Consider the following 21,204-nt stretch of genomic DNA (forward strand, 5'->3'; position numbering starts at 1 on the left):
CCTCACGGTTGCCCCTCCCCTCAGGAACCTTCCATGACATCGCTAAGATCCTTTCGTGCCGCGCGCACCCTCTCCGCACTCGGCCTGGCCACCGTGACGACCGTCGTCGGCGCGCAGGACGCCGCGCCGGCGTCCTCGCCCGATCCCAACGCGCTGCAGGCCGTGGTCGGCGTGGCGGCGGTATCCGCGCCGCGCTATGCCGGCTCGAAGCGCGACCGCATCCAGGTGCTGCCCGTCGTCTCGATCGCCAAGGGCCCGTGGTTCATCGACACGCTGCGCGGCGTTGGCGCGCAATACCAGACGCAGGGCGGCTTCTCGGTCAGCGAGGCCCTGCACTACGACTTCGGCCGCCGCGACCGCGACGATGGCCTGCGACCGGGCGCGGACGAACTGCGCGGCATGGGCGACGTGCCCGGCTCCGTCGTCAGCCGCACCATCGTGGCCCAGCAGTTCAGCCCGGTGCTTTCCACCAGCGCCGAGGCCGAGTACTCGCTGAGGGACGGCACCCACCGCGCCCGTTTCCGCGCGGGGCTGCAATGGGCGCTGATCCAGCGCGACAGCGACATGCTGACCTGGAACGCGGACATCCATGCCGGCAACGCCTCATTCAACCAGGCCTACTTCGGGGTGTCGCCGCTCCAGGCCACGCGCACCCGCTTCACGCCTTACCGCGCTGCGGGCGGCGTGTATGCCTACTCCAGCACGCTGACCTGGACCCACGTGTTCAGCCCACACTGGTCGACCAGCGTCACGCTGAGCGGGCTGCGCTACACCGGCAAGGCCTCCGACAGCCCGATCGTGGCGCGACGGACCGCGCTCACATCGGCCGTGGCGATGAACTACGCGCTGTAACCGCCGCGCAGCGGCAACGCGACCGTCACCCGCAAACCGCCATCGGCACGGTTGGCGGCGTGGATGGTGCCGCCGTGGGCTTCCACCACCACGCTGGCGATGGACAACCCCAGCCCGCTGCCACCGGAATGCCGGCCGCGAGAGTGTTCCGCGCGCCAGAAGCGGTCGAAGATGCGCGGCAGCTCGTCGGGCGGCACGCCCGGGCCGCGATCCTCGACCGCGATGCGCGGCGCACCGCCTTCGTCGGTAAGTCGAATACGCAGCGACCGCCCCGCGGCCGCATAGCGGATGACGTTCTCGATCAGTACGGAAACGACCTGCCCCAGGCGGTCGCGGTCGCCGTACCAGCGCAACGAGGCGGGCCCGTCCACGCTGCACGCGATACCGGCCTCGTCCAGCGCCGGTGACGACCAGGCCACCCGTTCGGCGATCAGCTCGGCAAGGTCGAAACGGTCTTCGCTCAGGCGCAGTTCGCCCGCCCGCGCCACCGAGAGGAAATGCAGGTCGGAGACCAGGCGGTTCAGCTGCACCAGCTGGCGCAGGATCATGCCCAGCTGTTCCGGCTGCGGCTCGAATACGCCATCGAGGATGCCCTGCAGGCGACCCATGGCCGCGTTGAGCGGCGTGCGCAGCTCGTGCGCGAGGATGGCGCTGGAGTCCAGCACCTCGCGCTCGTAGCGCGACAGCTTCTCGCACATGGCGTTGAAATCCGCGGCCAGCCGGTTGAGCTCGTCCGGCGCGTTGGGCACGTGTTCGGCCCGCGCGGAGAAGTCGCCCTGCGTGACCCGTCGCGCGGTCGCGGCTACGATGGAAAACTGGCGGGACAGCGGCCGCGACGCGACCAGGCCCAGCAGCACGATCACCGGCACCGAGGCCAGCACCAGCGCGTAGAACAGCAGCCAGTCGGAACCGACCAAGCCGGGCACCAGATCCTGCGGCCGGTAGTACTGGCGCAGGTAACCCCATAGCTCCGGCTCGTGCCTTTCCGGCGCGTCGCTGAGCACGGCGATGCGATCGCGTATGGCGGGCGGGATGCGCCGTTCGATCGTGTAGGCCTCGATGGCAAAGCGCAGCCACATGCACAACGCGATGGTCAGCACCACGCCCAGGGCGAGCAGGCTCATGCGCACCGCCACCCAGCGCCATAGCGAGCGCCCGCGAGCGGGCTTCGACGGATCGGTGCGCGTCATCGGTAGCGATAGCCGACCGAGCGCACGGTGACCAGCACCCCGGTTACATCCAGGGCCTCGAGCTTGCGGCGCAGGTTGTGCACGTGCGTGTCGACCACCCGCTCCAGCGCATCGCTGTCCGGCAGGCAGGCCTCCAGAAGCTCCGCGCGCGTGAACGCCTTGAACGGTGTGCGGATCAGCAGCGCGAGGATGCCGAACTCGGTGGGCGTGAGATCCAGGACGACCGTCCCCCGTTGCGCATGGGCCACGGTGGCCATCACGGATTCGGTATCGACGGTGACCGGGCCTTCGACATAGGAGGCCACTGTGGGCGATACCGGCACCGACCGCCGCAGGACGGCGTGCACGCGCGCCACGACTTCCCGCGGGCTATAAGGCTTGACGATGTAGTCGTCGGCGCCATAGCGCAACGCGCCGATCTTGTCGGGCTCGTCGCCGAGGGCCGTGAGCATGATCACCGGCGTCTGGCTGCTGCGACGGATAGCCGAGAGCACGTCGGTGCCGCTGACCAGCGGCAGCATGACATCCAGCAACACGATGTCCGGATGCCACTGCGCGTGGGCCTCGATGCCGCGCTGGCCATCGGGTGCGATATGGACATCGAAACCATCCTTCAGCAGATAGGCCTGCAGGATGCTCGCGCTGTCGGCATCGTCTTCCACGACGAGCACACGTCGCACCATGGCGTTCTCCCTTGATGAAATCTTGAAGAAAGGCCGATGAAGCCTTGAGATACGTCTCTGACAATGCGCCCAGCTTATCAGCCCGGGAGCATGCAGTGCGTTGGTCATTCCGTCAGGATCGAATCCTCTGGCCCCATTCCGTAGCACTCCTGCTGCTGGTCGTGGCGTGCCTGCCGTTTTCCGCGTGTTCGCTGGCGCCTGCGTACCAGCGACCGTCGGTCGCCATGCCGGCGACGCTCGGCGAGCGCGTGGTGCCGAAGGCGCCGACGACCGCCGGTGCCACACCGTCCACGGCGGCGCTGTCGATGGAGGAAGCCCGTTTCCTCGGCGCCTTCGCGCCGGACGCCGAAGCGACCCGCATCGTCACCACGGCACTCGCCGCCAATCCGGACCTGCGTGCCGCCGCGTCGCAGGTGGCCGAGGCCCGCGCGGGCGTCGCGGGGCAGCGCGCCGCGCTGTTCCCGCAACTGGGCGCCACCCTGCAGCGCGACAAGACGCAGATGGACGATCCCACCGCCGCGGCGATGCTGAACCGCGATTTCAAGTCGGCCACGCTGGACGGCCGCTTCGAGCCCGACTTCTTCGGCCGCCTGCGCAGCCTGTCCGACGCGGCGTCGTACGACTACCTGGCCAGCGAAGCCGGGCAGAAGGAGGCACGCGGCGAACTGATCGCCGCCGTACTCGCGGCCTATGTCGACGAACGCGCCGCCGTCGAGGTGGCCGGCAAGCTGGTCTACGCCGACCAGGCCGGTGAAGCGCTGACCGGTCATGCGCGCAAGCAGTACGCCGTGGGCACGATCTCCGCCGACGACCTGCAGGAGCGCATCGACCAGGCTTCGCGCGTGCACGCCGCGCGACTGGAGGCCCAGCGCCGGCACGACGACGCGCTGCGCTACCTGCAATCGTTGACCGGCTACGCGCTGCCCACGCCGGTGGTGGACCTGGACCGTATCGGCCGCACGGATACCGCCGCCGACTCGCTGGCATCGCTGCCCTCCACCGTGCTGCTGCAGCGACCTGACGTGGTGCGCGCCGAGGAGCGCCTGCGCGCGGCCAACGCGAACATCGGTGCGGCGCGTGCGGCCTTCTTCCCGTCGATCCAGCTGTCGTCGTCGGTGGGCCATGTGTCGTCCAGTCTGGACAATCTCTTCGGTGCGGCCACGGGCGGCTGGACGTTCCTGCCGCAGCTCACGCTGCCGTTGTTCGACGGTGGCGCAAGGCGCGCCGACCTGGACCTGGCCAAGGCACGCAAGGACACCGCGGTGGCCGACTACGAAGCCACGGTGCAGCGGGCGTTCCGCGATGTGGCCGATGCGCTCGGTGCCCGCGATGCGCTGGCGGCGCGCGTGCAAAGCCTCGACACCGCCTGCGCCGCTGACAGTGCGCGACTGACCAAGGCGTATGCACGGCATCAGCAAGGCCTGGAAGACCCGTCCCAGGTGCTCGTCCACACCATCGACACGGCGCAGGTGCAGATCGATTGCCTTTCCGCCCGACGCGACCAGGCGCTCAACCGCGTCGCCGTCTTCCGCGCCTTCTACGGCGTGACGCTGCCCGATGCCCCCGGCGCGTCCACCTTTCACGGAGCTTCGTTGTGAACACACGTTTTTCCCTCCTGGCCGCCGGCCTGGTGCTGCCCTGCCTGCTGGCCGCGTGCAGCGAACCGCATCGCGAAACCGTCGTGCCGCGCACCGTGCTGCTGGCCGATGTCGCCCCCGCGCCGGGCGCGACCTATACGGTCACCGCCGAAGTGCGCCAGGCGCAGCGTGCCCGGCTCGGCTTCGACGTGGCCGGCCGCATCGCGAGCATCGCGGTCAAGCCCGGTGACGCCTTCACCCAGGGTCAGGTGCTGGCACGGCTCGATCCCGAGCCGATCCGCCTGCGCCTGGTCCAGGCCCGCGCGGAAGCCGCGTCCGCCCATGCCGAAGCGGCCGACCGCGCGGAGCAGCTGCGCCAGCAGGTGGCTTTGTTCGACGACGGCGCGGCCTCGAAGACCACGCTGTCCATGGCCAAGGCCGCCGACGAGGCCGCGCGCGGCAAGGCCGCTGCCGCCGATGCCGCCGTGGCCCTGGCCGCGCGCGATCTCGCCCATGGCGACATCGTCGCCCCGTTCGCCGGACACGTGGTGTCGCGTGCGGAGGAACCCAGCCACGATGTCGCCTCGGGCCAGGTGGTGCTGACCCTCGATGGCCAGGGCCAGTTCGAGGTGGTCGCCGCACTGCCGGCGTCGCTGCGTGCGTCGCTGGCACCGGGTGCCGCGGCGACGCTCGTGGCCGCCGACACCACGCCGGTCACGGTGCATCTCGCGCAGCTGTCCGACCACGAAGACAAGGGCGCGACGGTGGAAGCGATTTTCCGCACCGACGGTGCGCCATCGGCCCTCACCGCCGGGCAGTTGCTGCCGCTGCGCTTGAGCGGCGCTGACGCCGGTCGGCTGTCGATTCCCCTCACCGCGCTGGTGCCGGGCACCCGGGCCGGCGATGACGCCGTGTTCGTCTTCGACACCACCCACGGGCACGTGCATCGCAGGAAGGTGGTCGTGGGCGGTCGCTCGGGCGATCGCGTGTTGATCGGCGGCGGCCTGGCCGCGGGGGAACAGGTGGTCGTCGCGGGCACCGCGTTCCTGGTCGACGGGCAGTCGGTGCACGCGTTCGAAGGCGCCAGCCAGCTGGAGACCCACTGACATGTTCCTGACCCGTTCGGCGCTCGGCGCCAGCCGCCTCACCCTGTTCATCGCCGCGCTGATCCTCGTCGCCGGCACCTGGACCTTCCTGCACTTTCCCTCGCAGGAAGAACCGTCCGTCACCGTGCGCGACGCCGTGGTGTCCATCAGCCTGCCCGGGCTGGATACCCGCCAGGCCGAAGATGTCCTGGCACGTCCCGCAGAAGAACGGCTACGCGAACTGGGCGGCCTGAAAACCATCGCCACCACCGTGCGGCCCGGTGCCGTGGTCATCCAGCTGACCGCGTACGACGCGGTAACCGACCTGGATGCACTCTGGCAGAAGGTGCGGTCCAAGCTGGCCGAGGTAGCGCCCACGTATCCGCAGGGGACGATAGGACCCTTCCTCGACGACGATTTCGGCCGCGTGTCGGTCGCCTCCATCGCGGTAACCGCGCCGGGCTTCTCGCTGGCGCAGATGCGCGAGCCGCTGAAGCAGTTCCGCGCGCAGCTGTATGCGCTCAAGGGCGTGGAGCGCGTGGCGTTCTACGGCATGCAGGATACCCAGCTGTATGTGCAGTTCGACCGGAGCAAGCTGGCTGCCCTGGGCCTGACACCGATGGACGTCGGCCGCCAGCTGGCCGCCGTCGACGCCATCGCCTCCGCCGGGCAACCCTCGGTCTCGGGGCTGGGCCTGTCGGTCAGCGTCGACGGCGCGATGCACTCGGTGGACGACCTGCGACGCGTCACGCTCACGGTGCCCCACGAGGGCGGCGCTCGCGACGTGACGCTGGGCGACGTGGCCGTCATCCGCGCGATGCCCACCGATCCGCCGCAAAGCGCGGCCGTCTACCAGGGCCAGCCGGCCGTCGTGGTCTCCGTGTCCATGGCCGAGGGCCTGGAGATCGCCAGCTTCGGCCGTGCGTTGAAGGCCACCCTGGCCACGGCGGGCCAGTCGCTCCCGGCCGGTTTCTCCGCGCACGTGGTGACGTTCCAGCCCGATGTGGTCACGCGTGAGATGGGCAAGATGCACCACGTGATGGGCGAGACGGTGGTGATCGTCATGGCCGTGGTCATGCTGTTCCTGGGCTGGCGGATGGGCCTGGTGGTGGGCGCCATCGTGCCGCTGACCATCCTCAGTTCGCTGCTGGTCATGCGCGCGTTCGACATCGAGCTGCAGATGGTGTCGATGGCGGCGATCATCCTCGCGCTGGGCCTGCTGGTCGACAACGGCATCGTCATCGCCGAGGACATCGAGCGGCGACTCAAGGCGGGCGAGGAACGTCGCTCGGCCTGCATCGAGGCCGGACGCACGCTGGCCGTGCCGCTGCTGGTATCCACGCTGGTCATCGTGCTCGCGTTCTCGCCGTTCTTCCTGGGCCAGACCAGTACCAACGAATACCTGCGCTCGCTGGCCATCGTGCTGGCGGTGACCTTGCTGGGCTCGTGGTTCCTCGGGCTGACCGTCACGCCGTTGCTGTGCTTCCATTTCGCCCGCGTCCATGCGGACGCCGCGGACGACGCCGCGCACGAGTCGCGCTTCTATCGCGGCTACCGTCGGGTGATCGGCTGGGTGCTCGCACACAAGCTGCTCTACGTGGGCGTGATGCTGGCCCTGCTGGGCGGCGCGGGGTGGACGCTATCGCGCCTGCCCTACGACTTCCTGCCGCGTTCGGATCGCCTGCAGTTCCAGATCCCGTTGACCTTCCAGGCCGGCGTGGACGCGCGGCAGACCCTGGACGATGTCACCCGCATCAGCCGTTGGCTGGGCGACCGCAAGGCCAACCCGGAGGTGGAGGACAGCATCGGGTATGTCGCCGATGGTGGCCCGCGCATCGTGCTCGGGCTGAACCCGCCGCTGCCCGGTCCGAACATCGGCTATTTCACCGTGTCCGTGCGGCCCGGCACGGATATCGATACCGTCATCGCGCGTTCGCAGCACTACCTGGCCGATCGCTTCCCCAACCTGCACGCCGAACCGAAGCGTTTCTCGCTGGGTGCCACCGAAGCCGGCGTGGCGGTCTATCGCGTCACCGGAGCCGACGAAGCCACGCTGCGCCGGCTGGGCGACCAGGTGGCGGCCGTGCTACGTGCCCTGCCCGGCACGGTCGACACGCTCGACAGTTGGGGACCGCGCATTCCGCGCTACCGGGTCGTGCCGGACCCGGCGAAGATGCACGCTGTCGGCATCACCCGCGAAGACGTGCTGCACGCCCTGCAGTTGCGCTATAGCGGCTACCAGGCCACCGCCATCGACGACGGCGGTACCAGCGTGCCGGTGGTCCTGCGCGGCAGCGCCACCGAACGCGCCTCGGATGCCGATCCCGGCGATACGGTGGTCTATCCGTCCGACGGCCAGGCGAACGGTGGGCCCGTACCACTGGCCGCCGTGGCATCCGTCGTGCTGGACTCCGAGCCAGGTGTCGTGCAACGGCGCAATCTGAGCCGCGCCATCACGGTGACCGCACGCAACCCCTCCCTCACCGCGCAGGAGATCGCCGACCGCCTCGCGCCCGCCATCGCGCGCATCGCCCTTCCGCCGGGCTACACGATCAACCTGGGCGGCGAGATCGAGGACTCCGCGGAAGCCAATGCCGTGTTGACCCAGTACATGCCGCTGGCCCTGGGCGGGATGCTGCTGCTGTTCGTCTGGCAGTTCAACTCGTTCCGCAAGGTGTTCATCATCGTCGCCAGCATCCCCTTCATCCTGATCGGCGCGACGCTCGCGCTGGTGGTCAGCGGCTATCCGTTCGGCTTCATGGCCACGTTCGGACTGCTTGCCCTGGCCGGCATCATCGTCAACAACGCCGTGCTGCTGCTGGAGCGTATCGACGCGGAGATCGCGGAGGGCCTGCCCCACCACGACGCGGTGATCGAAGCCGCGGTCAAACGCCTGCGCCCCATCGTGATGACCAAGCTGACCTGCATCGTCGGGCTCATACCGCTGATGTTGTTCGCCGGTCCGCTGTGGACGGGCATGGCCATCACGCTGATCGGCGGCCTGCTGCTGGGAACGCTGGTCACGCTCGGCCTCATTCCGCTGCTTTACGACACGCTGTTTCGCACCTGATTCTGTCATCCATCCCGCGGAGAATGTCGCCATGCGCGAACACCACGACACGCCAGTACGTATTCTTTACCTGGACATGGACCCCGGGGCGCAACCGCCCGGGTACGAGACCGTCTACGCCATCCTCGACCCGACCCCTTCGCCACGCTGGCGGGCCGCGTTCCGGCGCTTCGCGCGCAACAGCCCGCCGTTGCTGCGCGGGGTGACGATCCAGACGTTCCAGCGTAAGGCAGCCATCCGTATCGCGGTACCCGAGCAGAACATCGCGGCCGCTCTGCAGGGGCTGAAGACGCTGGTTGCCGACGTCAGCGGACGCACGGGCCGCGTACGTGCCGTGCCGACAACGACGACGACGACGGACCAGGGTGGGCTCAGTGCGGCCCGGCGCTCCCCTTGACGCGGTCGGGAACATCCGAAGCGGGATCGAGGGTGTAGGCATAGGCGACCGGCGGCCGCAGGAACGGCGTGCCGACGGCGGACTGGCCGGTCGTCGTCCGATAGACGTTGTCACGCTCGTAGAACGCATGGGCGTCGCCGGGCTTGTCCAGGCCGATCTCGTTGCTCTGGTGGGTGCCCATGAAATAGTTGGCTTCCGAATACACCACCGCACCGCTGCCCACCTGCAACGCCGTGTACTGTCCCGCACCGGCCCGCGCGGCCGGCCCCGCCGATGGCGGCGACGCATTGTCGAAGTAGTTGTCGTAGGCGTGGATCCAGCCGCGCAACAAGGGGCGGCCCTTGACCCGCGGACCGAACCAGTCGTGGTGAAGCGTGACGTGCAGCGCGTGCGACCCGTAGCTGTAGGAGTCCGACGGGTTGGCGCCGACGATCATGGCCAGCCGTTCGTTGGCCAGGTCGCTATAGCGGCCGACCCAGTTCCACAGAGGGTCCGGGTCCATGGTCAGCCAGGCCTCGGTGAAGTAGAAATGGTCATACGACAACGTGACGTCGTCGGAGCCGAGCGTGACGCTCAGAAGGTCGTCGCTGGTGTCGTAGAACGTGCAGTGGTCGATCCACGCGTTCACCGTCCGCCTAAGCGACACCCCCTCGTAATTGATGCCGATGGTGTCCGGCGTACCGAAGACCTGGGGCGGCAAGGCCTGCAAGTCCGCGATGCGGCCGTGGAAGGTGATGTTCCTTACCACGATGTTCTCGATGGCCTGACCCACGGGCAGTTGTTCGCCGTCGAACTTCAGTTGGATGTTCTCCAGCACCGCCTTGCCGCCGGGCGCGCCTTCGATCGTCGTGTCATTCCACGCCGTGCTGCCGAAGAGGATCGTGACCGGCACCGGACCGCCGTAGATCGCCCCGTCCACCACGATATGGTGCCGGGACGACGCGACCGCCGCACGAAGCTGCGCCAGCGTCGCCACCGTCGTCGCAGACTCAACGGAGCCGGTCGCCGTGGAAAAGCCACCCGTGGCGGCGTGTCCGCTGTGACCGGCACGCACGGCGGCCACGGGCAAAGACAAACCCAGGGCCACGGCGAGGGCACCCAGCGAAAGCGTTCGTTTGATGGTCATGCGGGCGCCTTCCCGGGGATGGTCGACCGGCCCGTCACCGAGCCGAGATGCAACGTGCGGTCCGCGATCGTCGCGACGTCCGCGCGATGCGAGACGACGATCAGGATGGTACGCGGAAGACGGCGTTTCAGGCGCTCCAGCACGATCCGCTCGGAAGCGGCATCCAGTGCGCTGGTCGCCTCGTCCAGTACGGCCAGCGCCGGCTGCCGCAGGATCACCTGGGCCAGCATGAGGCGTTGCAGTTCTCCACCGGACAGGCGGCTGGACGATCCGTGCAACGCGGTATCCAGGCCCTCGCTCGCACGCGCCAGCCGGACGTCCAGGCCCACATCCGCCAGGGCGTCGCGCAAGGCCGCCTCGTCCGCCTCGGGTGCGGCCCAAAGCAGGCACTCGCGCACCGATGTCTGCCATGGCCGCACGTTCTGCCCGACATAGGCACCGTGCCGCACGAGGTCGCGATAACGCCCGAACGCCAGCGGGCGACCATCGAGCGTGGCTTCGAATGCCTCGGGCTCGGCCATGCCAGCCAGCACGTCGACGAGGCTGCTCTTGCCGATACCCGAATCGCCGAAGACCAGGATCATCCGGCCCGGCACCAGGTCCAGGTCGCGTACCTCCACGCCTTCGGTGGGCGGCACGACCCGCAGGCGGACGATCCGCAACGTGCCCGGTGGGCAGGTGGCGACCGCTACCGACCCGGCGGTGGCGCCGAGTCGCGCATAGCGTTCCCACAGTTCGAAAGCCGGCACGGCGGACCGCAGCTGCTGGAAGCTTTGCCGGCTGGACACCATGTACGGGAACAGACGGCCCAGCAGCAGGCAGACGGCGATCAGGGACGCGGGATCGATCCCGTGCCAGTGCCGTGCCAGCACCAGTACGGCGGTGATACCGGCCGCGCCCAGCAGTTCCAGCAACATCCGCCCGGAAGCGACCAGCTCGACCTGACGCGCGTAGCCATGGGCCAGGCGAGCGGAAATCGCGCCGTAACTCGCTTTTTCCGCGGCTTCGCGCCCGAACGAGCGTACGTGGCGAAGGCGCCGCGGAAAATCCTCGCTGTGCCAGAACAGTGTCGTCATGTCCGTCACGTACTGCCGGCTGACCCGCGACTGCTCGCGCCCGAACAGCCGTGACGCGGCGATGGCCACCGCCATCAGCAACGGCGTCGCCAGCATCAGGCCGGGCGACAGCCAGAATGCGAACGCCAGGCTGACCGCCGCGGTGACGCCCGCCACCAGCAACTGCTGCAGCGCCGTGAAACCCTGCACCACGATCTCGATGTTGTACGTGAGCACGTTGGCGATCTCCGCCGACGTGGCATCGGCCAGCGACGCCAGCGGTGCACCGACGAGGCTGGCATGGACACGTCGCCGCAGGTCCAGGCCGTAACGCCCCACCAGTCGCGCACCGACACGTGCCGACTGCCAGCGCAGCCAGGCGAACGACGTGGTAACCGCAAGAAAGGCGAGCACCTGCAGGTCGGGCGGCGGCCGCCATGCAATGCCTATCGCGCCCAGGGGCGCCGCCTGGCCGGGCTGGATCAGCGGCACCAGCAGCAGAGCGGCAAGGCTGCCCACCAGCGCCGAGGCCAACGACAAGGCGACATAGGTGGCCAGGGCGATCCGGTCACCCGGTGAGAGCGAGGTCACCAGCGAACGCAACGGGCCGCGCGAGCGGACACCGGCAGGCATCAGCATGCCGCCATGTCGTGCCGGCGGAGGAGATCGCGCAAGGCGTGGGCCGATGCGCGCGGATGCCGTCCCCGACGCAGTTCGTGACCGCCCAGCGCGCACAGGCCATGCAGGAAACGGCGCCATCCGTGTTGTCCGGCGGCATAGGGCTGGTCGACCTCGATGCGCGCGGCCACGTCCTCGGGGGACAGCGGCGCCAGCAACCGATCGGGATCGGCCGCCATCCGGTCGGAAACGAACACGGCGCCGACCAGGGCCAGCGGCGTGCCCAGCGCTCGCGCGCGCCCACGCAGGTCGGCTTCGAATTTTTCCACGCCGCTGCGCCGGCGGATGACGGGGGCTGCGGCGATCCAGCGGCGGGTCGCCTCATCGTCGACGAAGCGCAACGCATCCGCCCGCACGTGCAGGAAGTTGGCCACGCCGGTCGCCAGCATGCCCGCCGGCTGCACCAGCACGGCATCCTCCGAGACGAAGTCCATGCCCTGCGACAGGCACTGCAGCGCCAGTGTCGACTTGCCGGCACCGCTGCTGCCCAGCAGCAGTACACCGCGCCCGTGCTTGCCCACGCAGGCACCATGCAACGGCACCAGGTCCATGCCGCGCGCCGCCAGCAGGTAGACGGCGAATTCGATCAGTTCGTAGCGAACATGATAGGGATGCGCCAGCATGTCCTGCGACACCACGACCAGCGCATGGTGTCGATCCGGCGAGACCACGACGTAGTTGGATTCATCCATGACACCGCAGAGCAGGCCCGCGCCCGCCTGCGTACGCACCGCGGGCGGTGGCCCGGCGCCATGGCGCGGTTTACGCATGACCAGCCGCAATTCGACGCGAAACACCGACGGCACGTCGTGCCATCGTTGCGCGGGAAGTCCGCCATACGCGGCCTCCACCAGGTCCAGCAACGCCTCGCTGCTACTGTCGAACTGAAAGCGTCCGCCGAGCAGTTCCTTGCATACCGTGAACGGCAGCACCGCGCGCTCCGAGAAGGGATCGGTCACGTCGGGATCTTGCTGGTTGGTCAAGGCCATCTCGCCGCTCGTTGGCCGGGGCCGCGCCGTGACACCGGCGACGCCACGGTCGGAATAGTGATCGTGAGTGCGCCGCCGGCCGGCAAAGGTTGCCGCCGCAAAAAAGCACAACCCATACCGCTCGCAGCGGCACTCACGAGGCAAACCGCGCACAGGCTCAATCGCGATGCTTACGATCCAGGTCGGCCACTCCTACTTCCTTCGCGACGACCGGAAGCAGTGGGAACGCGGCAAACCCTATCCCCCGCTGGCCACGATCCAGATCGCGGCGCTGCTGCGTGACGGCGGCCATGCCCTGTCGCTGTTCGACGCGATGCTGGCCGATGGCGTCACGGACTATGCCCCCACGTTGAAGGAGGCCGCGCCGGATCTGGTCGTCTTCTACGAAGACAACTTCAACTTCCTTACCAAGATGTGCCTGAGCCGCATGCGCGACGCGGCCTGCCGGATGATCGGCGAGGCGCGCGCGGCCGGCGCCCGGGTGATCGTCGCGGGATCGGATGCCTCGGATCACCCCGATGCCTTCCTCGACGCCGGGGCGGACGTCGTGCTGATCGGCGAGGGCATCGCCGCCCTGCTCGCGCTGACGGACCGGCTCGCAGAACGGCCGGACATCGACGCCCATGCCTGGACCGACGGCGTGCCCGGCATTGCCACGCGAGTGACGGGACAGACGCAGGTTCACCGCACCGGCATCCTCCCACCGGATGGACGCCTGGTCGGGCAGCCGGCGTGGGACCTGATCGACATGCCGCGCTACCGCACGTTCTGGCGCGAGCGGCACGGTTACTTCAGCCTCAACATGGCCGCATCGCGCGGTTGCCCGTTCCGCTGCAACTGGTGCGCGAAACCGATCTGGGGCAACCACTACAAGCAGCGTCCCGCCGGGGACGTCGCCGCGGAGATGGCTTACCTCAAGACGACCTACGCGCCTGACCACATCTGGATGGCCGACGACATCTTCGGTTTCCACGTGGACTGGGTCACAGCGTTCGCCGAGCACCTCGAGGCGAACGACGGCTCCATCCCCTTCATGATCCAGACGCGCGCGGACCTGGCCAGCGAGCGCATGGTCACCGCGCTGGCGCGGGCCGGCTGCGCCGAGGCGTGGATCGGCGCGGAGAGCGGCAGCCAGCGCGTGCTGGACCGCATGACCAAGGGCACGCGCGTGCCCGATCTGATCGCCGCGCGCGAACGACTGGGCGCGCAGGGCATCCGCGTCGGTTTCTTCATCCAGCTCGGTTACCTCGGCGAGGCGCTGGACGACCTGCTCGCCACGCGCGACCTGGTGGTCCGCGCCGCACCCGACGATGTGGGGGTGAGCGTGTCCTACCCGCTGCCCGGCACGCCGTTCTACGAAGAAGTGAAAGCCCAGCTGGGCCACCAGACACACTGGGAGGAAAGCGGCGACCTGGCGATGATGTTCCGCGGCGCCTACGATTCCGCTTTCTACCGCAGCGTGCGCGACCTGCTGCACGAGGAGGTCACGCTGCGCCATGCACCCGCGACACAGCGCGACGCGCTGGACGCCCGCTGGGATGTGCTGGTGGCCCGCGAACACCTGCACCGCAACGAGAATCCCACGCCGGTGCCGCGCGAGGCGAGGCGACGTATCGCCTTGACCCAGCTTTGAGCGCGGGCCTGCCGCCACTGTCGTCCATCCGCCGGGGACTGCGGCACGCGACCGAAGCGTTGGCCGTCCAGCTGGCCATGCCGGCACCGGAAAGCACCACGCCCGACTGGACCGACCTGCAATGGCGGCTCGCCCTGGCCGCGGCCGCCGCGCATGGCGTGTCGCCCCTGCTGGCCGCGCACACGGGCTGGCAGCACCCGTGCTGGAACCCGTTCCTCGCCGAACAGCGCGCCCATGTGGAGGCACGCCACCGGCGTATCGCGACGCTGCTGGAACGTATCGATGCCGGTGCGCGCGCGGCATCGGTCTCGCTGGTGGCCCTGAAGGGCTCGGCCCTGCATGCCCTGGGCGTCTACACACCTGGCGAGCGACCGATGGCGGACATCGACCTGCTGGTCGCCGAGGCCGACCTCGACGCCGCGTCCGGGCTGTTGAAGAACCTGGGCTATGTGGAATCCTTCGCGCACTGGCGGCATCGTGCGTTCAAGCCGGCCGTGGGCGCGCCGACGGTCGGCCTGGGCGAACATCGCGATACGCCGGTCAACATCGAGCTGCACACCCGTATCCAGGAACGGTTGCCCATCGCCACGGTGGACATCACCGCCCGCGTGCCGCTGCACGAGCCGGGCATCCAGCCCTACCCGTCACACGGCGCCCTGATGTGCCACCTGCTGCTGCATGCCGCCGGCAACATCTGCGGCCGCAGTATCCGGCTGCTGCACCTGCACGACATCGCCCTGCTTGCCGCACGCATGGATACCCCGGACTGGGACGTGCTGTGGACCGACGGCTCCGCATGGTGGGCGTTCCCACCGCTGGCGCTGGTCTCGCGGTACTACCCCGGGTCGATCCCGCCTGCGGTGGTCGCACGGCTGGATGGCGAGTGCCACGGCTGGCTACGGCGCACCTCGCGCCGCCGCACGCTCACGCAACTGTCGTGCTCCGCGCTCTGGGCACAGGCGCTGCCCGGGATCGAATGGGCGCGCACGATGCGGGACATCGGCCGCGCCGTGCGCAACCGCTTCCGCCTCACCGAGGAAAACGTGCAGGAGCGCGCCGACCTGGCGCGTACGCAGCTGTGGCTGCAAGGCCAGGCCTGGGTGAAGCGCAGCCACGGTCGGCGGATACTCACCCGGCTGACCCGGCCGGTGCCGCGCATGGACACGCTCTACGTCGTGCGCGCCGCACTCGGCTACGGCGTCAGTCGTCCGGGCTGACCGCGCCGCGGCGGGCGCGCACCTCACGATAGAGCGTCTCGAACGCGCGCGACGTCATGTCGGCGTCCTCGGCCACGGCGCGCTGCTGCGCTTCCCTGGCAAGCCGCAGCCGCAGGTCTTCGTCGTCGAGCACCCGCTGGATGCAGCCGGCCAACGCCCCGGCGTCGTTCACCGGCACCGCCAGCGCTGCCGCCGGGGCCCACTCCACGAGATGACCGACGGCGGTGCCCACGGTGGGCACGCCGGCCACGGCGGCTTCCAGCACGACCAGCGGGCCGGCCTCATGCAACGACGACACCAGCAAGAGGTCGGCGGCCACCAGCAGCGGCTGCAACTGCCGCTGTGTGCGAAAACCGAGGAAATGCACGCGGTCGTCCAGTCCCAGCCGTTGCGCCAGCGCGTGGATCTCGCCGTCCAGCGTATCGACACCGACGATATCCAGCACGAACGGTGAGGTCACCCGCGCCATGGCATGCAGCAGCGTGGTCTGGTCCTTGACGCGGTTGAGGCTGGCCACGTGGATCAGCCGCGCCGTGCCCTGCGCGCGGCGACGCGGTGCCCGCACCGGCCATGCGTCGAGGTCCACGCCCAGCGGCAGGCGACGTGCTGCTACCCGCAGGCCGCGCAACGCGTCAATGATCGGCGCACTGGCCGCGGTCACCGCATCGGCGAAGCGCAGTACGAAGGTTTCGCGCAGGCGACCCTTCCAGTCACGGCGGCCGCCGTAGCCGATGGCATGCAGCGCCACCAGTTCCCCGCCGGCCACATGGACCGCGCTCGGGCGAGCGATCAGCATCGCCGCGACCACGGCGATCAGTCCGCAATCGCCGGAAAAGATCGACTGGACCAGGTCGAACGGTGCGATGCGGTGTTCGGCGCGGATCGCCGCGACGGCGCGCAGGCGCGATCGCCGCCGGCCGATGTTGTGGATCTTTGCGCCGACCAGCCGCCATGTGGCCGGCAGCGGCTCCTGGTACAGCACGAACACGTGCACCTCGTGCCGACGGGCCAGCCGTTCGATCAGCGCCAGGAACACGGGAATTACCCGGTACTCGCCGGAGCGGTCGACACCCCCGGGAAGCACGATGGCCAGCTTCATGCCCTGCCCTCGTGTCGATGGCCCACGAGCGCGGCATACGCCTCGGCCCAGTGGCTACCCACGGCCGCGAACGACAACGCCTTGTCGAAATGCGCGCGTACGCTGGCCGCCGAGGGTCGCCCGGCCGACGCACGCACCAGTGCCGCGGCCAGGCTTCCGGCATCGCCGACCGGCCAGAGTTCGCCGATGCGCCCGAGCGTGAGTGCGCGAAACGCGGGAATATCCGTCACCACCGGGGTGACCCCGCACGCGAGCGCCTCCAGCAGGGCAAAGCCGCAGCTTTCGGCGCGACTGCCCGAGACGAACAGATCGGCGGCCTGGAGCGCGGTCTGCACATCGGCGTGGGCCAGGTTGCCGAGCAGGTGCACGCGTCGGGCGAGACGCCCATCCTCGGCCACGCGCCGTTGCACCTGCGCCAGCATCGGTGCGGTGCCGAACGCGATCCACAGGTGCGCGTCCGGCAGGTGCAGCGCGGCCCGCGCGAAGCCTTCCAGCACGGTGAGCGGGTCCTTGCCTTCGGCGAGATGGCCGATCGAGAGGACGCACGGGCTGCCATGCAGGCCGCTCTTCGCGCGTGCCGTCGCCCTGTCGCCCGGAACGAACCGGCTGCTGGACTCCGGGATGGCGAACACACGCGTGCCGGGCGCGAACAGACCGGCCGAGGTGAAGGGCATGGCCATGGCCGCCGAGGTGAAGGCGACCCCCGACGCCGCGGCGTACCAGCGACGGTACGGCAGGCGCAGCCAGCGGGTCGGCGGCGGGTCGGCATGGTCCTGGATGAGGATGGGCAGGTCGGGCAACCGTCGGTGCAACTCGAAGGCATCGTGCGCGAAGCCCAGGCCATGCAGGTGGAGCACATCGGGCGACAGCCGGTACAGCACGTCGACGAAGCGCACTGCGCGCGTCGCCGCCGACGTCGTGCCGCGCAGGTCGACGAAGTGGTAATCGATGCCCTGCCGGGTGAGATGCAGGTCGCATGCCGCGGCTTGGACGACCGAGACCCGCGTGCCGGCGGTGGCCGTCGCCTCGGGAATATCCGCCATCGACGGCCAGTGGACGAACAGCTCCTCGGGGCTGCACGCCGCCGGCATGGGCTGCACGTTGACCTGCGCGACGTGCACCCTACAGCCCGGAAACCTGTGGCAGGCGCAGGCGCACTAGGCGGTTGGCGAGGTTGAGTTCCCACGGCCGGTCGTAGCGCCCCTGCCGGTAGCGACGTGCGGCCAGCGCGCTCAGTCCTCGCTTGGCCCACGGCGGCGAACGCAGGTCCTGCACGGTGGGAAAGCGGCAACGCAGCACCGTGACGAAGTCCTGGATATGCCGGCGCAGGTCGTCGGTGAGCCAGGGGGCGTCGGCATGGCAGGCGTAATCCACCCAGCGCTTCTGCATCCACTCCTCCGGTGACGTCGGGAAGACCACGGGATCGCCATTGAGGTCGCGCAACGCCATGCCGGGGTGCTTGCCGCGATCCTTCTCGTGCTTGCTCGACTCCGGCAGCGGCGTGTAGATGTAGACGATGATCTCGGACGCGGGGTTGATCTTCTTCAGCTCACGGATGAACTCGAACGTGAGATGGGTCTCTTCCTCCGTATTCTCCGGCGGCGCCACCATGAAGGACAGTTCCGGGATCACCCCGTGCCGGCGGCACAGTTCCGCCACTTCCAGCGTCTGGTCCGGGCGTGTGCCCTTGCGGATTTCCTTCAGCATCTGGCCGTTGGGCGACTCCGCGCCGATATACGCCATCTGCAGGCGGCTCTTCCGCACCAGTTTCCAGGTGCTCTCGGACAGCTTCAGCAAGGCGTCCGAGCGGGCGTAGCACCACCAGGGCATCTCCAGCTTCGCCATCACTTCCAGCAGCGGGATCATGTCTTCCTCGCGATCGAAGAAGTTGTGATCGAAGAACTGGACGGAGTCGGCCCCCAGTTCGTGCTTGAGGTAACCCAGGTCGCGTTCCAGCCGTGCCGCGGTCGGCAGCGCCGTGGTGCCGCCGAACATCGCGGCCACGCCGCAGAACGTACAGCGGAAGCGGCAGCCGATCGCCGCCTGGTGCGCGACGGTACGCCGGCCCAGGAACGTGCGCGCGAGGTAGCGACGTGGATCGCCCAGCTTGTCGTAAGGCAGCACGATGCCACTGTCGCCGAGCGAAAAACGCCGGTTGGGGTTGTGCACCACCATGCCGTCCCGCTTCCACGACAGGCCGCCGATGGTCGCCATGTCGCGCCCCGGTGTGGTCAGTGCGGCCATCAGTTCGGGCAGGCTTTCCTCGCCCTGCCCCCGGATCGCGTAATCGACATACGGGGCCGACAGCGCGGTATCGGTATACAACGTGGGGAAGTAGCCGCCCCACACGATCGGCAACTGCGGGAAGCGCTCGCGGATCGCCTTCGACACGGCGATGGACGGCTCGATCTGCGGACCGCCCATGACGCTGATGCCCACGGCATCGAAGCGTTCGTGCGCCAACACGTCCAGCGTGGCGCCGACCACGTCGCGGTGCACGTTGCCATCGACGATGCGGCTGTCGCCATGGCGGTCCAGCGCCGCGGCCAGGTGCAGCAACGACAGCGGGAACCGCGCGCTCGACGGCGAGGTGATGGTCGGGTTGACCAGCAACGTCCGCGCACCGGCGGGCGTGGTCTGGAAAGCATTCATGGAAGGCGCCTCAGCTGGAACACCAGGGCGACGGGCACGTGCAGCGCCGCCGGATCGAATCGCGCGCCGGCAGGGATATCGGCGGGATCGAGCATCGGCTCGATGACCCGCTCGATCGCCAGGCCCAGCGCGGTGCACGCCGCGTGCCAATGGCCGTAGAGGTGACGCGTGTGGCGGACGGCGTAACGTTCGCCGCCTGCGCGGAAATCACGCTGCCAACCAAGCGCCGCGCCGATCGGATGGAAATCGCTGCACACCACGCGGCCTCCCGGACGCGTCACGCGATGCAGTTCGGCCAACGCCGGGTGCAGGTCGGGCAGATGACCGACCACCAGCCCGCATACCGTCAGGTCGGCCGTCTCGGCGGGGGCCGGCAGCGCGGTGAGGCTGCCTTCGTGCAACGCCACCCGCCCGGCATCCGCATGCCCGGCCAGCGCACCGCGTGCACGCTCCAGCATGGGCGGCGACAGGTCGATGCCACGGACGTGGGCGGCGCCGCGGGCCAGCGCGTGCAGCACGTAGCGGCCGCTGCCGCAGCCGGCATCGAGCACCCGCATGCCGTCCAGGCGCCCGGGCAGCAGCGCGAGCATCGCGCGCTCCTCCGCCAGCATCACGGGGTTATGGGCATGGGGCGGATAGCTGTCGGCCCAGAGGGCGTAGGCTTCCGAGGGGTCGAGCACGGGGACGCTCAGCATGCGCGTTGCCGCGAGCGCGCTTCGACCCGCGCCAGGCCCGGCTCCAGGGCCAGCACGGCGGGATCGGCGAGCGTGCGGTCGAGCAGTTTCGGCCGGCCGTCCAGGGTGACCGCCACCGTCTCGACACCCGCGGCGTCGAACCAGTCGGCGAAATCCGGATCGGCGATGCGCGGCAGGCCGCCGCGCACTACCGCGCGCAGCTCGGCCCGCGAGGCGTTCAGCAGGCTGCGTGCCGCCGGACCGCCACGGTCCTCCACGATCACCATGTCCGCTTGCGCGCCATGGACCAGCTCGCCACGCCCCGGTGTGCGCAGGATACGGGCGGCATCGGTGGTCACCAGGGCCAGTAGCGAAGAGGCGGCCAGGCCGTCGCGTGACCCGGCCACCCGCAGTTCCTCCAGCAGGTCGCGGCTGCCGCTGACGCGCGAATCGGTACCCAGCGCCAGGCGGCCGGCCTCGTGCAGACGGTGCGGGTCGAGCGTCCGGCCCAGCAACGCCCGGTTACTCGACGGGCACCAGACCACGGCGGCGCCGGCGTCGATCACGCGATCCACGTCGTCCGCACCGAGGCCGACACCGTGGATCAGCACCGTGTGGGATGCCAGGCAACCCAGCGCATCCAGCCGAGTCAGTTCGGAGCCGGCCACCTCGTCCGTGCCTTCGGCCAGGTGGATCATCCAGGGACGATCCGTGGCACACGCCGCGAAACTCTCGTTCACCGGCGGACCGTAGTCGGGACCGCCCAGCGCATAGCTCCAGCCGAACCCGCGCAGCACGCCGACGGGAAAATCCTCCGCATCGAACACGGCATGCGCGGGATCGTGGTGGGCGACGAACGTGGTGCCGGCCAGCAGGTTCTTCAGTGCCCCGTGGCGCAGGCGCGCCGCCTTGGGCACGGCCAGCGCGGCGGCCACCGCGGGATCGGCAAAATGTGCCTGGAACGCCTCGATCCACGCGTAGCTGTTCGGAAACGGCGCGGCATGCTGCAGCGGGGGCACGCCGTTGATGTGCAGGTGATCGTGCGCGTTGATCAGGCCGGGGAAGACGAGATGATCGCGCAGGTCCACCCGATACGACGTGGTACCCGCGGCGATGACGACGCGCCCCGCACGCATGCCCATCGGCAGGCGCGACACACCCTCCGGCGACACCGTCACCGCGCCGCGCAGGTCGACGTCCGAGCACCGTCGCGTCACCGTCATCGCC

At 69.4% G+C, this 21,204-nt stretch carries 17 protein-coding genes; 7 read left to right on the forward strand and 10 right to left on the reverse strand.

What is annotated here, in order from left to right; all coding sequences use genetic code 11:
- Positions 1-33: 33 nt before the first annotated feature.
- Entirely contained in the window at positions 34-852 is an 819-nt protein-coding gene (locus ACVKN3_RS03705) for a MipA/OmpV family protein (RefSeq protein ID WP_354515812.1), read from the forward strand.
- Here the strand turns inward: ACVKN3_RS03705 and ACVKN3_RS03710 are convergent.
- Positions 840-2,042 (reverse strand): sensor histidine kinase, encoded by a 1,203-nt coding sequence (locus ACVKN3_RS03710; RefSeq protein WP_285406526.1) that lies wholly within the window; start codon positions 2,040-2,042, stop codon positions 840-842. The genes ACVKN3_RS03705 and ACVKN3_RS03710 overlap by 13 nt on opposite strands.
- Positions 2,039-2,725, reverse strand: a complete 687-nt coding sequence (locus ACVKN3_RS03715; protein ID WP_036140696.1) for a response regulator — start codon at positions 2,723-2,725, stop codon at positions 2,039-2,041. The genes ACVKN3_RS03710 and ACVKN3_RS03715 overlap by 4 nt, the downstream gene beginning before the upstream one ends.
- 95 nt (positions 2,726-2,820) lie before the next feature.
- On the opposite strand from ACVKN3_RS03715, the gene ACVKN3_RS03720 reads away from it, so the two are divergent.
- Genes ACVKN3_RS03720 through ACVKN3_RS03735 form a run of 4 tightly spaced genes read left to right on the forward strand, consistent with a single transcriptional unit; the run spans position 2,821 to position 8,854 of the window.
- The gene (locus tag ACVKN3_RS03720; protein ID WP_354515810.1) at positions 2,821-4,323 is read left to right on the forward strand and encodes an efflux transporter outer membrane subunit; all 1,503 of its coding nucleotides are present in this window, start codon (positions 2,821-2,823) and stop codon (positions 4,321-4,323) included.
- Positions 4,320-5,408, forward strand: coding sequence for an efflux RND transporter periplasmic adaptor subunit (locus ACVKN3_RS03725; RefSeq protein ID WP_354515809.1), 1,089 nt, complete (start codon positions 4,320-4,322; stop codon positions 5,406-5,408). The genes ACVKN3_RS03720 and ACVKN3_RS03725 overlap by 4 nt, the downstream gene beginning before the upstream one ends.
- A gap of 1 nt (position 5,409) precedes the next feature.
- On the forward strand, positions 5,410-8,457 hold the full coding sequence (locus ACVKN3_RS03730) for an efflux RND transporter permease subunit (protein ID WP_354515808.1): 3,048 nt from the start codon (positions 5,410-5,412) through the stop codon (positions 8,455-8,457).
- Between the two features lie 31 nt (positions 8,458-8,488).
- A complete protein-coding gene (locus ACVKN3_RS03735; RefSeq protein ID WP_354515807.1) occupies positions 8,489-8,854 on the forward strand; it encodes a hypothetical protein in 366 nt (121 codons plus the stop codon).
- Here the strand turns inward: ACVKN3_RS03735 and ACVKN3_RS03740 are convergent.
- From ACVKN3_RS03740 to ACVKN3_RS03750, 3 genes are read right to left on the reverse strand one after another with little or no spacing between them, the layout of a single operon-like run.
- Positions 8,829-9,980 (reverse strand): pectate lyase family protein, encoded by a 1,152-nt coding sequence (locus tag ACVKN3_RS03740; protein ID WP_354515805.1) that lies wholly within the window; start codon positions 9,978-9,980, stop codon positions 8,829-8,831. The two genes, ACVKN3_RS03735 and ACVKN3_RS03740, sit on opposite strands and share 26 nt — an antisense overlap.
- Positions 9,977-11,674 (reverse strand): ABC transporter ATP-binding protein, encoded by a 1,698-nt coding sequence (locus tag ACVKN3_RS03745; protein ID WP_354515803.1) that lies wholly within the window; start codon positions 11,672-11,674, stop codon positions 9,977-9,979. The genes ACVKN3_RS03740 and ACVKN3_RS03745 overlap by 4 nt, the downstream gene beginning before the upstream one ends.
- Positions 11,668-12,702: an HPr kinase/phosphorylase gene (locus ACVKN3_RS03750; RefSeq protein WP_354515801.1), complete on the reverse strand. Its 1,035-nt coding sequence runs from the start codon at positions 12,700-12,702 to the stop codon at positions 11,668-11,670. Before ACVKN3_RS03750 ends, ACVKN3_RS03745 begins: the two co-directional genes overlap by 7 nt.
- Positions 12,703-12,868: 166 nt before the next feature.
- On the opposite strand from ACVKN3_RS03750, the gene ACVKN3_RS03755 reads away from it, so the two are divergent.
- Complete coding sequence (locus ACVKN3_RS03755; protein ID WP_354515799.1) at positions 12,869-14,335, forward strand: B12-binding domain-containing radical SAM protein; 1,467 nt, start codon at positions 12,869-12,871, stop codon at positions 14,333-14,335.
- Positions 14,332-15,552 (forward strand): nucleotidyltransferase family protein, encoded by a 1,221-nt coding sequence (locus tag ACVKN3_RS03760; protein ID WP_456991198.1) that lies wholly within the window; start codon positions 14,332-14,334, stop codon positions 15,550-15,552. Before ACVKN3_RS03755 ends, ACVKN3_RS03760 begins: the two co-directional genes overlap by 4 nt.
- Here the strand turns inward: ACVKN3_RS03760 and ACVKN3_RS03765 are convergent.
- The 5 genes from ACVKN3_RS03765 to ACVKN3_RS03785 are packed head-to-tail and all read right to left on the reverse strand — an operon-like array spanning position 15,536 to position 21,200.
- Positions 15,536-16,651, reverse strand: a complete 1,116-nt coding sequence (locus ACVKN3_RS03765; RefSeq protein WP_354515798.1) for a glycosyltransferase family 4 protein — start codon at positions 16,649-16,651, stop codon at positions 15,536-15,538. The two genes, ACVKN3_RS03760 and ACVKN3_RS03765, sit on opposite strands and share 17 nt — an antisense overlap.
- Entirely contained in the window at positions 16,648-17,742 is a 1,095-nt protein-coding gene (locus ACVKN3_RS03770; RefSeq protein WP_354515954.1) for a glycosyltransferase family 4 protein, read from the reverse strand. Before ACVKN3_RS03770 ends, ACVKN3_RS03765 begins: the two co-directional genes overlap by 4 nt.
- A 31-nt stretch (positions 17,743-17,773) precedes the next feature.
- Positions 17,774-19,303, reverse strand: coding sequence for a B12-binding domain-containing radical SAM protein (locus ACVKN3_RS03775; RefSeq protein ID WP_354515796.1), 1,530 nt, complete (start codon positions 19,301-19,303; stop codon positions 17,774-17,776).
- Positions 19,300-19,998 carry a class I SAM-dependent methyltransferase gene (locus tag ACVKN3_RS03780; RefSeq protein ID WP_354515794.1) on the reverse strand — a complete coding sequence of 233 codons (699 nt, stop codon included), beginning with the start codon at positions 19,996-19,998 and terminating at the stop codon, positions 19,300-19,302. The genes ACVKN3_RS03775 and ACVKN3_RS03780 overlap by 4 nt, the downstream gene beginning before the upstream one ends.
- Positions 19,992-21,200, reverse strand: a complete 1,209-nt coding sequence (locus ACVKN3_RS03785) for an amidohydrolase family protein (protein WP_354515792.1) — start codon at positions 21,198-21,200, stop codon at positions 19,992-19,994. The genes ACVKN3_RS03780 and ACVKN3_RS03785 overlap by 7 nt, the downstream gene beginning before the upstream one ends.
- Positions 21,201-21,204: the final 4 nt, after the last annotated feature.

Source organism: Luteibacter sp. PvP120, from assembly GCF_054055715.1.

Bases quoted from the DNA above. Each gene is read 5' to 3' on its own strand.
- ACVKN3_RS03705 (WP_354515812.1), top strand. From the start codon at position 34: ATGACATCGCTAAGATCCTTTCGTGCCGCGCGCACCCTCTCCGCACTC.
- ACVKN3_RS03710 (WP_285406526.1), bottom strand. From the start codon at position 2,042: ATGACGCGCACCGATCCGTCGAAGCCCGCTCGCGGGCGCTCGCTATGG.
- ACVKN3_RS03715 (WP_036140696.1), bottom strand. From the start codon at position 2,725: ATGGTGCGACGTGTGCTCGTCGTGGAAGACGATGCCGACAGCGCGAGC.
- ACVKN3_RS03730 (WP_354515808.1), top strand. From the start codon at position 5,410: ATGTTCCTGACCCGTTCGGCGCTCGGCGCCAGCCGCCTCACCCTGTTC.
- ACVKN3_RS03735 (WP_354515807.1), top strand. From the start codon at position 8,489: ATGCGCGAACACCACGACACGCCAGTACGTATTCTTTACCTGGACATG.
- ACVKN3_RS03740 (WP_354515805.1), bottom strand. From the start codon at position 9,980: ATGACCATCAAACGAACGCTTTCGCTGGGTGCCCTCGCCGTGGCCCTG.
- ACVKN3_RS03745 (WP_354515803.1), bottom strand. From the start codon at position 11,674: ATGCTGATGCCTGCCGGTGTCCGCTCGCGCGGCCCGTTGCGTTCGCTG.
- ACVKN3_RS03750 (WP_354515801.1), bottom strand. From the start codon at position 12,702: ATGGCCTTGACCAACCAGCAAGATCCCGACGTGACCGATCCCTTCTCG.
- ACVKN3_RS03755 (WP_354515799.1), top strand. From the start codon at position 12,869: ATGCTTACGATCCAGGTCGGCCACTCCTACTTCCTTCGCGACGACCGG.
- ACVKN3_RS03765 (WP_354515798.1), bottom strand. From the start codon at position 16,651: ATGAAGCTGGCCATCGTGCTTCCCGGGGGTGTCGACCGCTCCGGCGAG.
- ACVKN3_RS03770 (WP_354515954.1), bottom strand. From the start codon at position 17,742: ATGCCGGCGGCGTGCAGCCCCGAGGAGCTGTTCGTCCACTGGCCGTCG.
- ACVKN3_RS03775 (WP_354515796.1), bottom strand. From the start codon at position 19,303: ATGAATGCTTTCCAGACCACGCCCGCCGGTGCGCGGACGTTGCTGGTC.
- ACVKN3_RS03780 (WP_354515794.1), bottom strand. From the start codon at position 19,998: ATGCTGAGCGTCCCCGTGCTCGACCCCTCGGAAGCCTACGCCCTCTGG.
- ACVKN3_RS03785 (WP_354515792.1), bottom strand. From the start codon at position 21,200: ATGACGGTGACGCGACGGTGCTCGGACGTCGACCTGCGCGGCGCGGTG.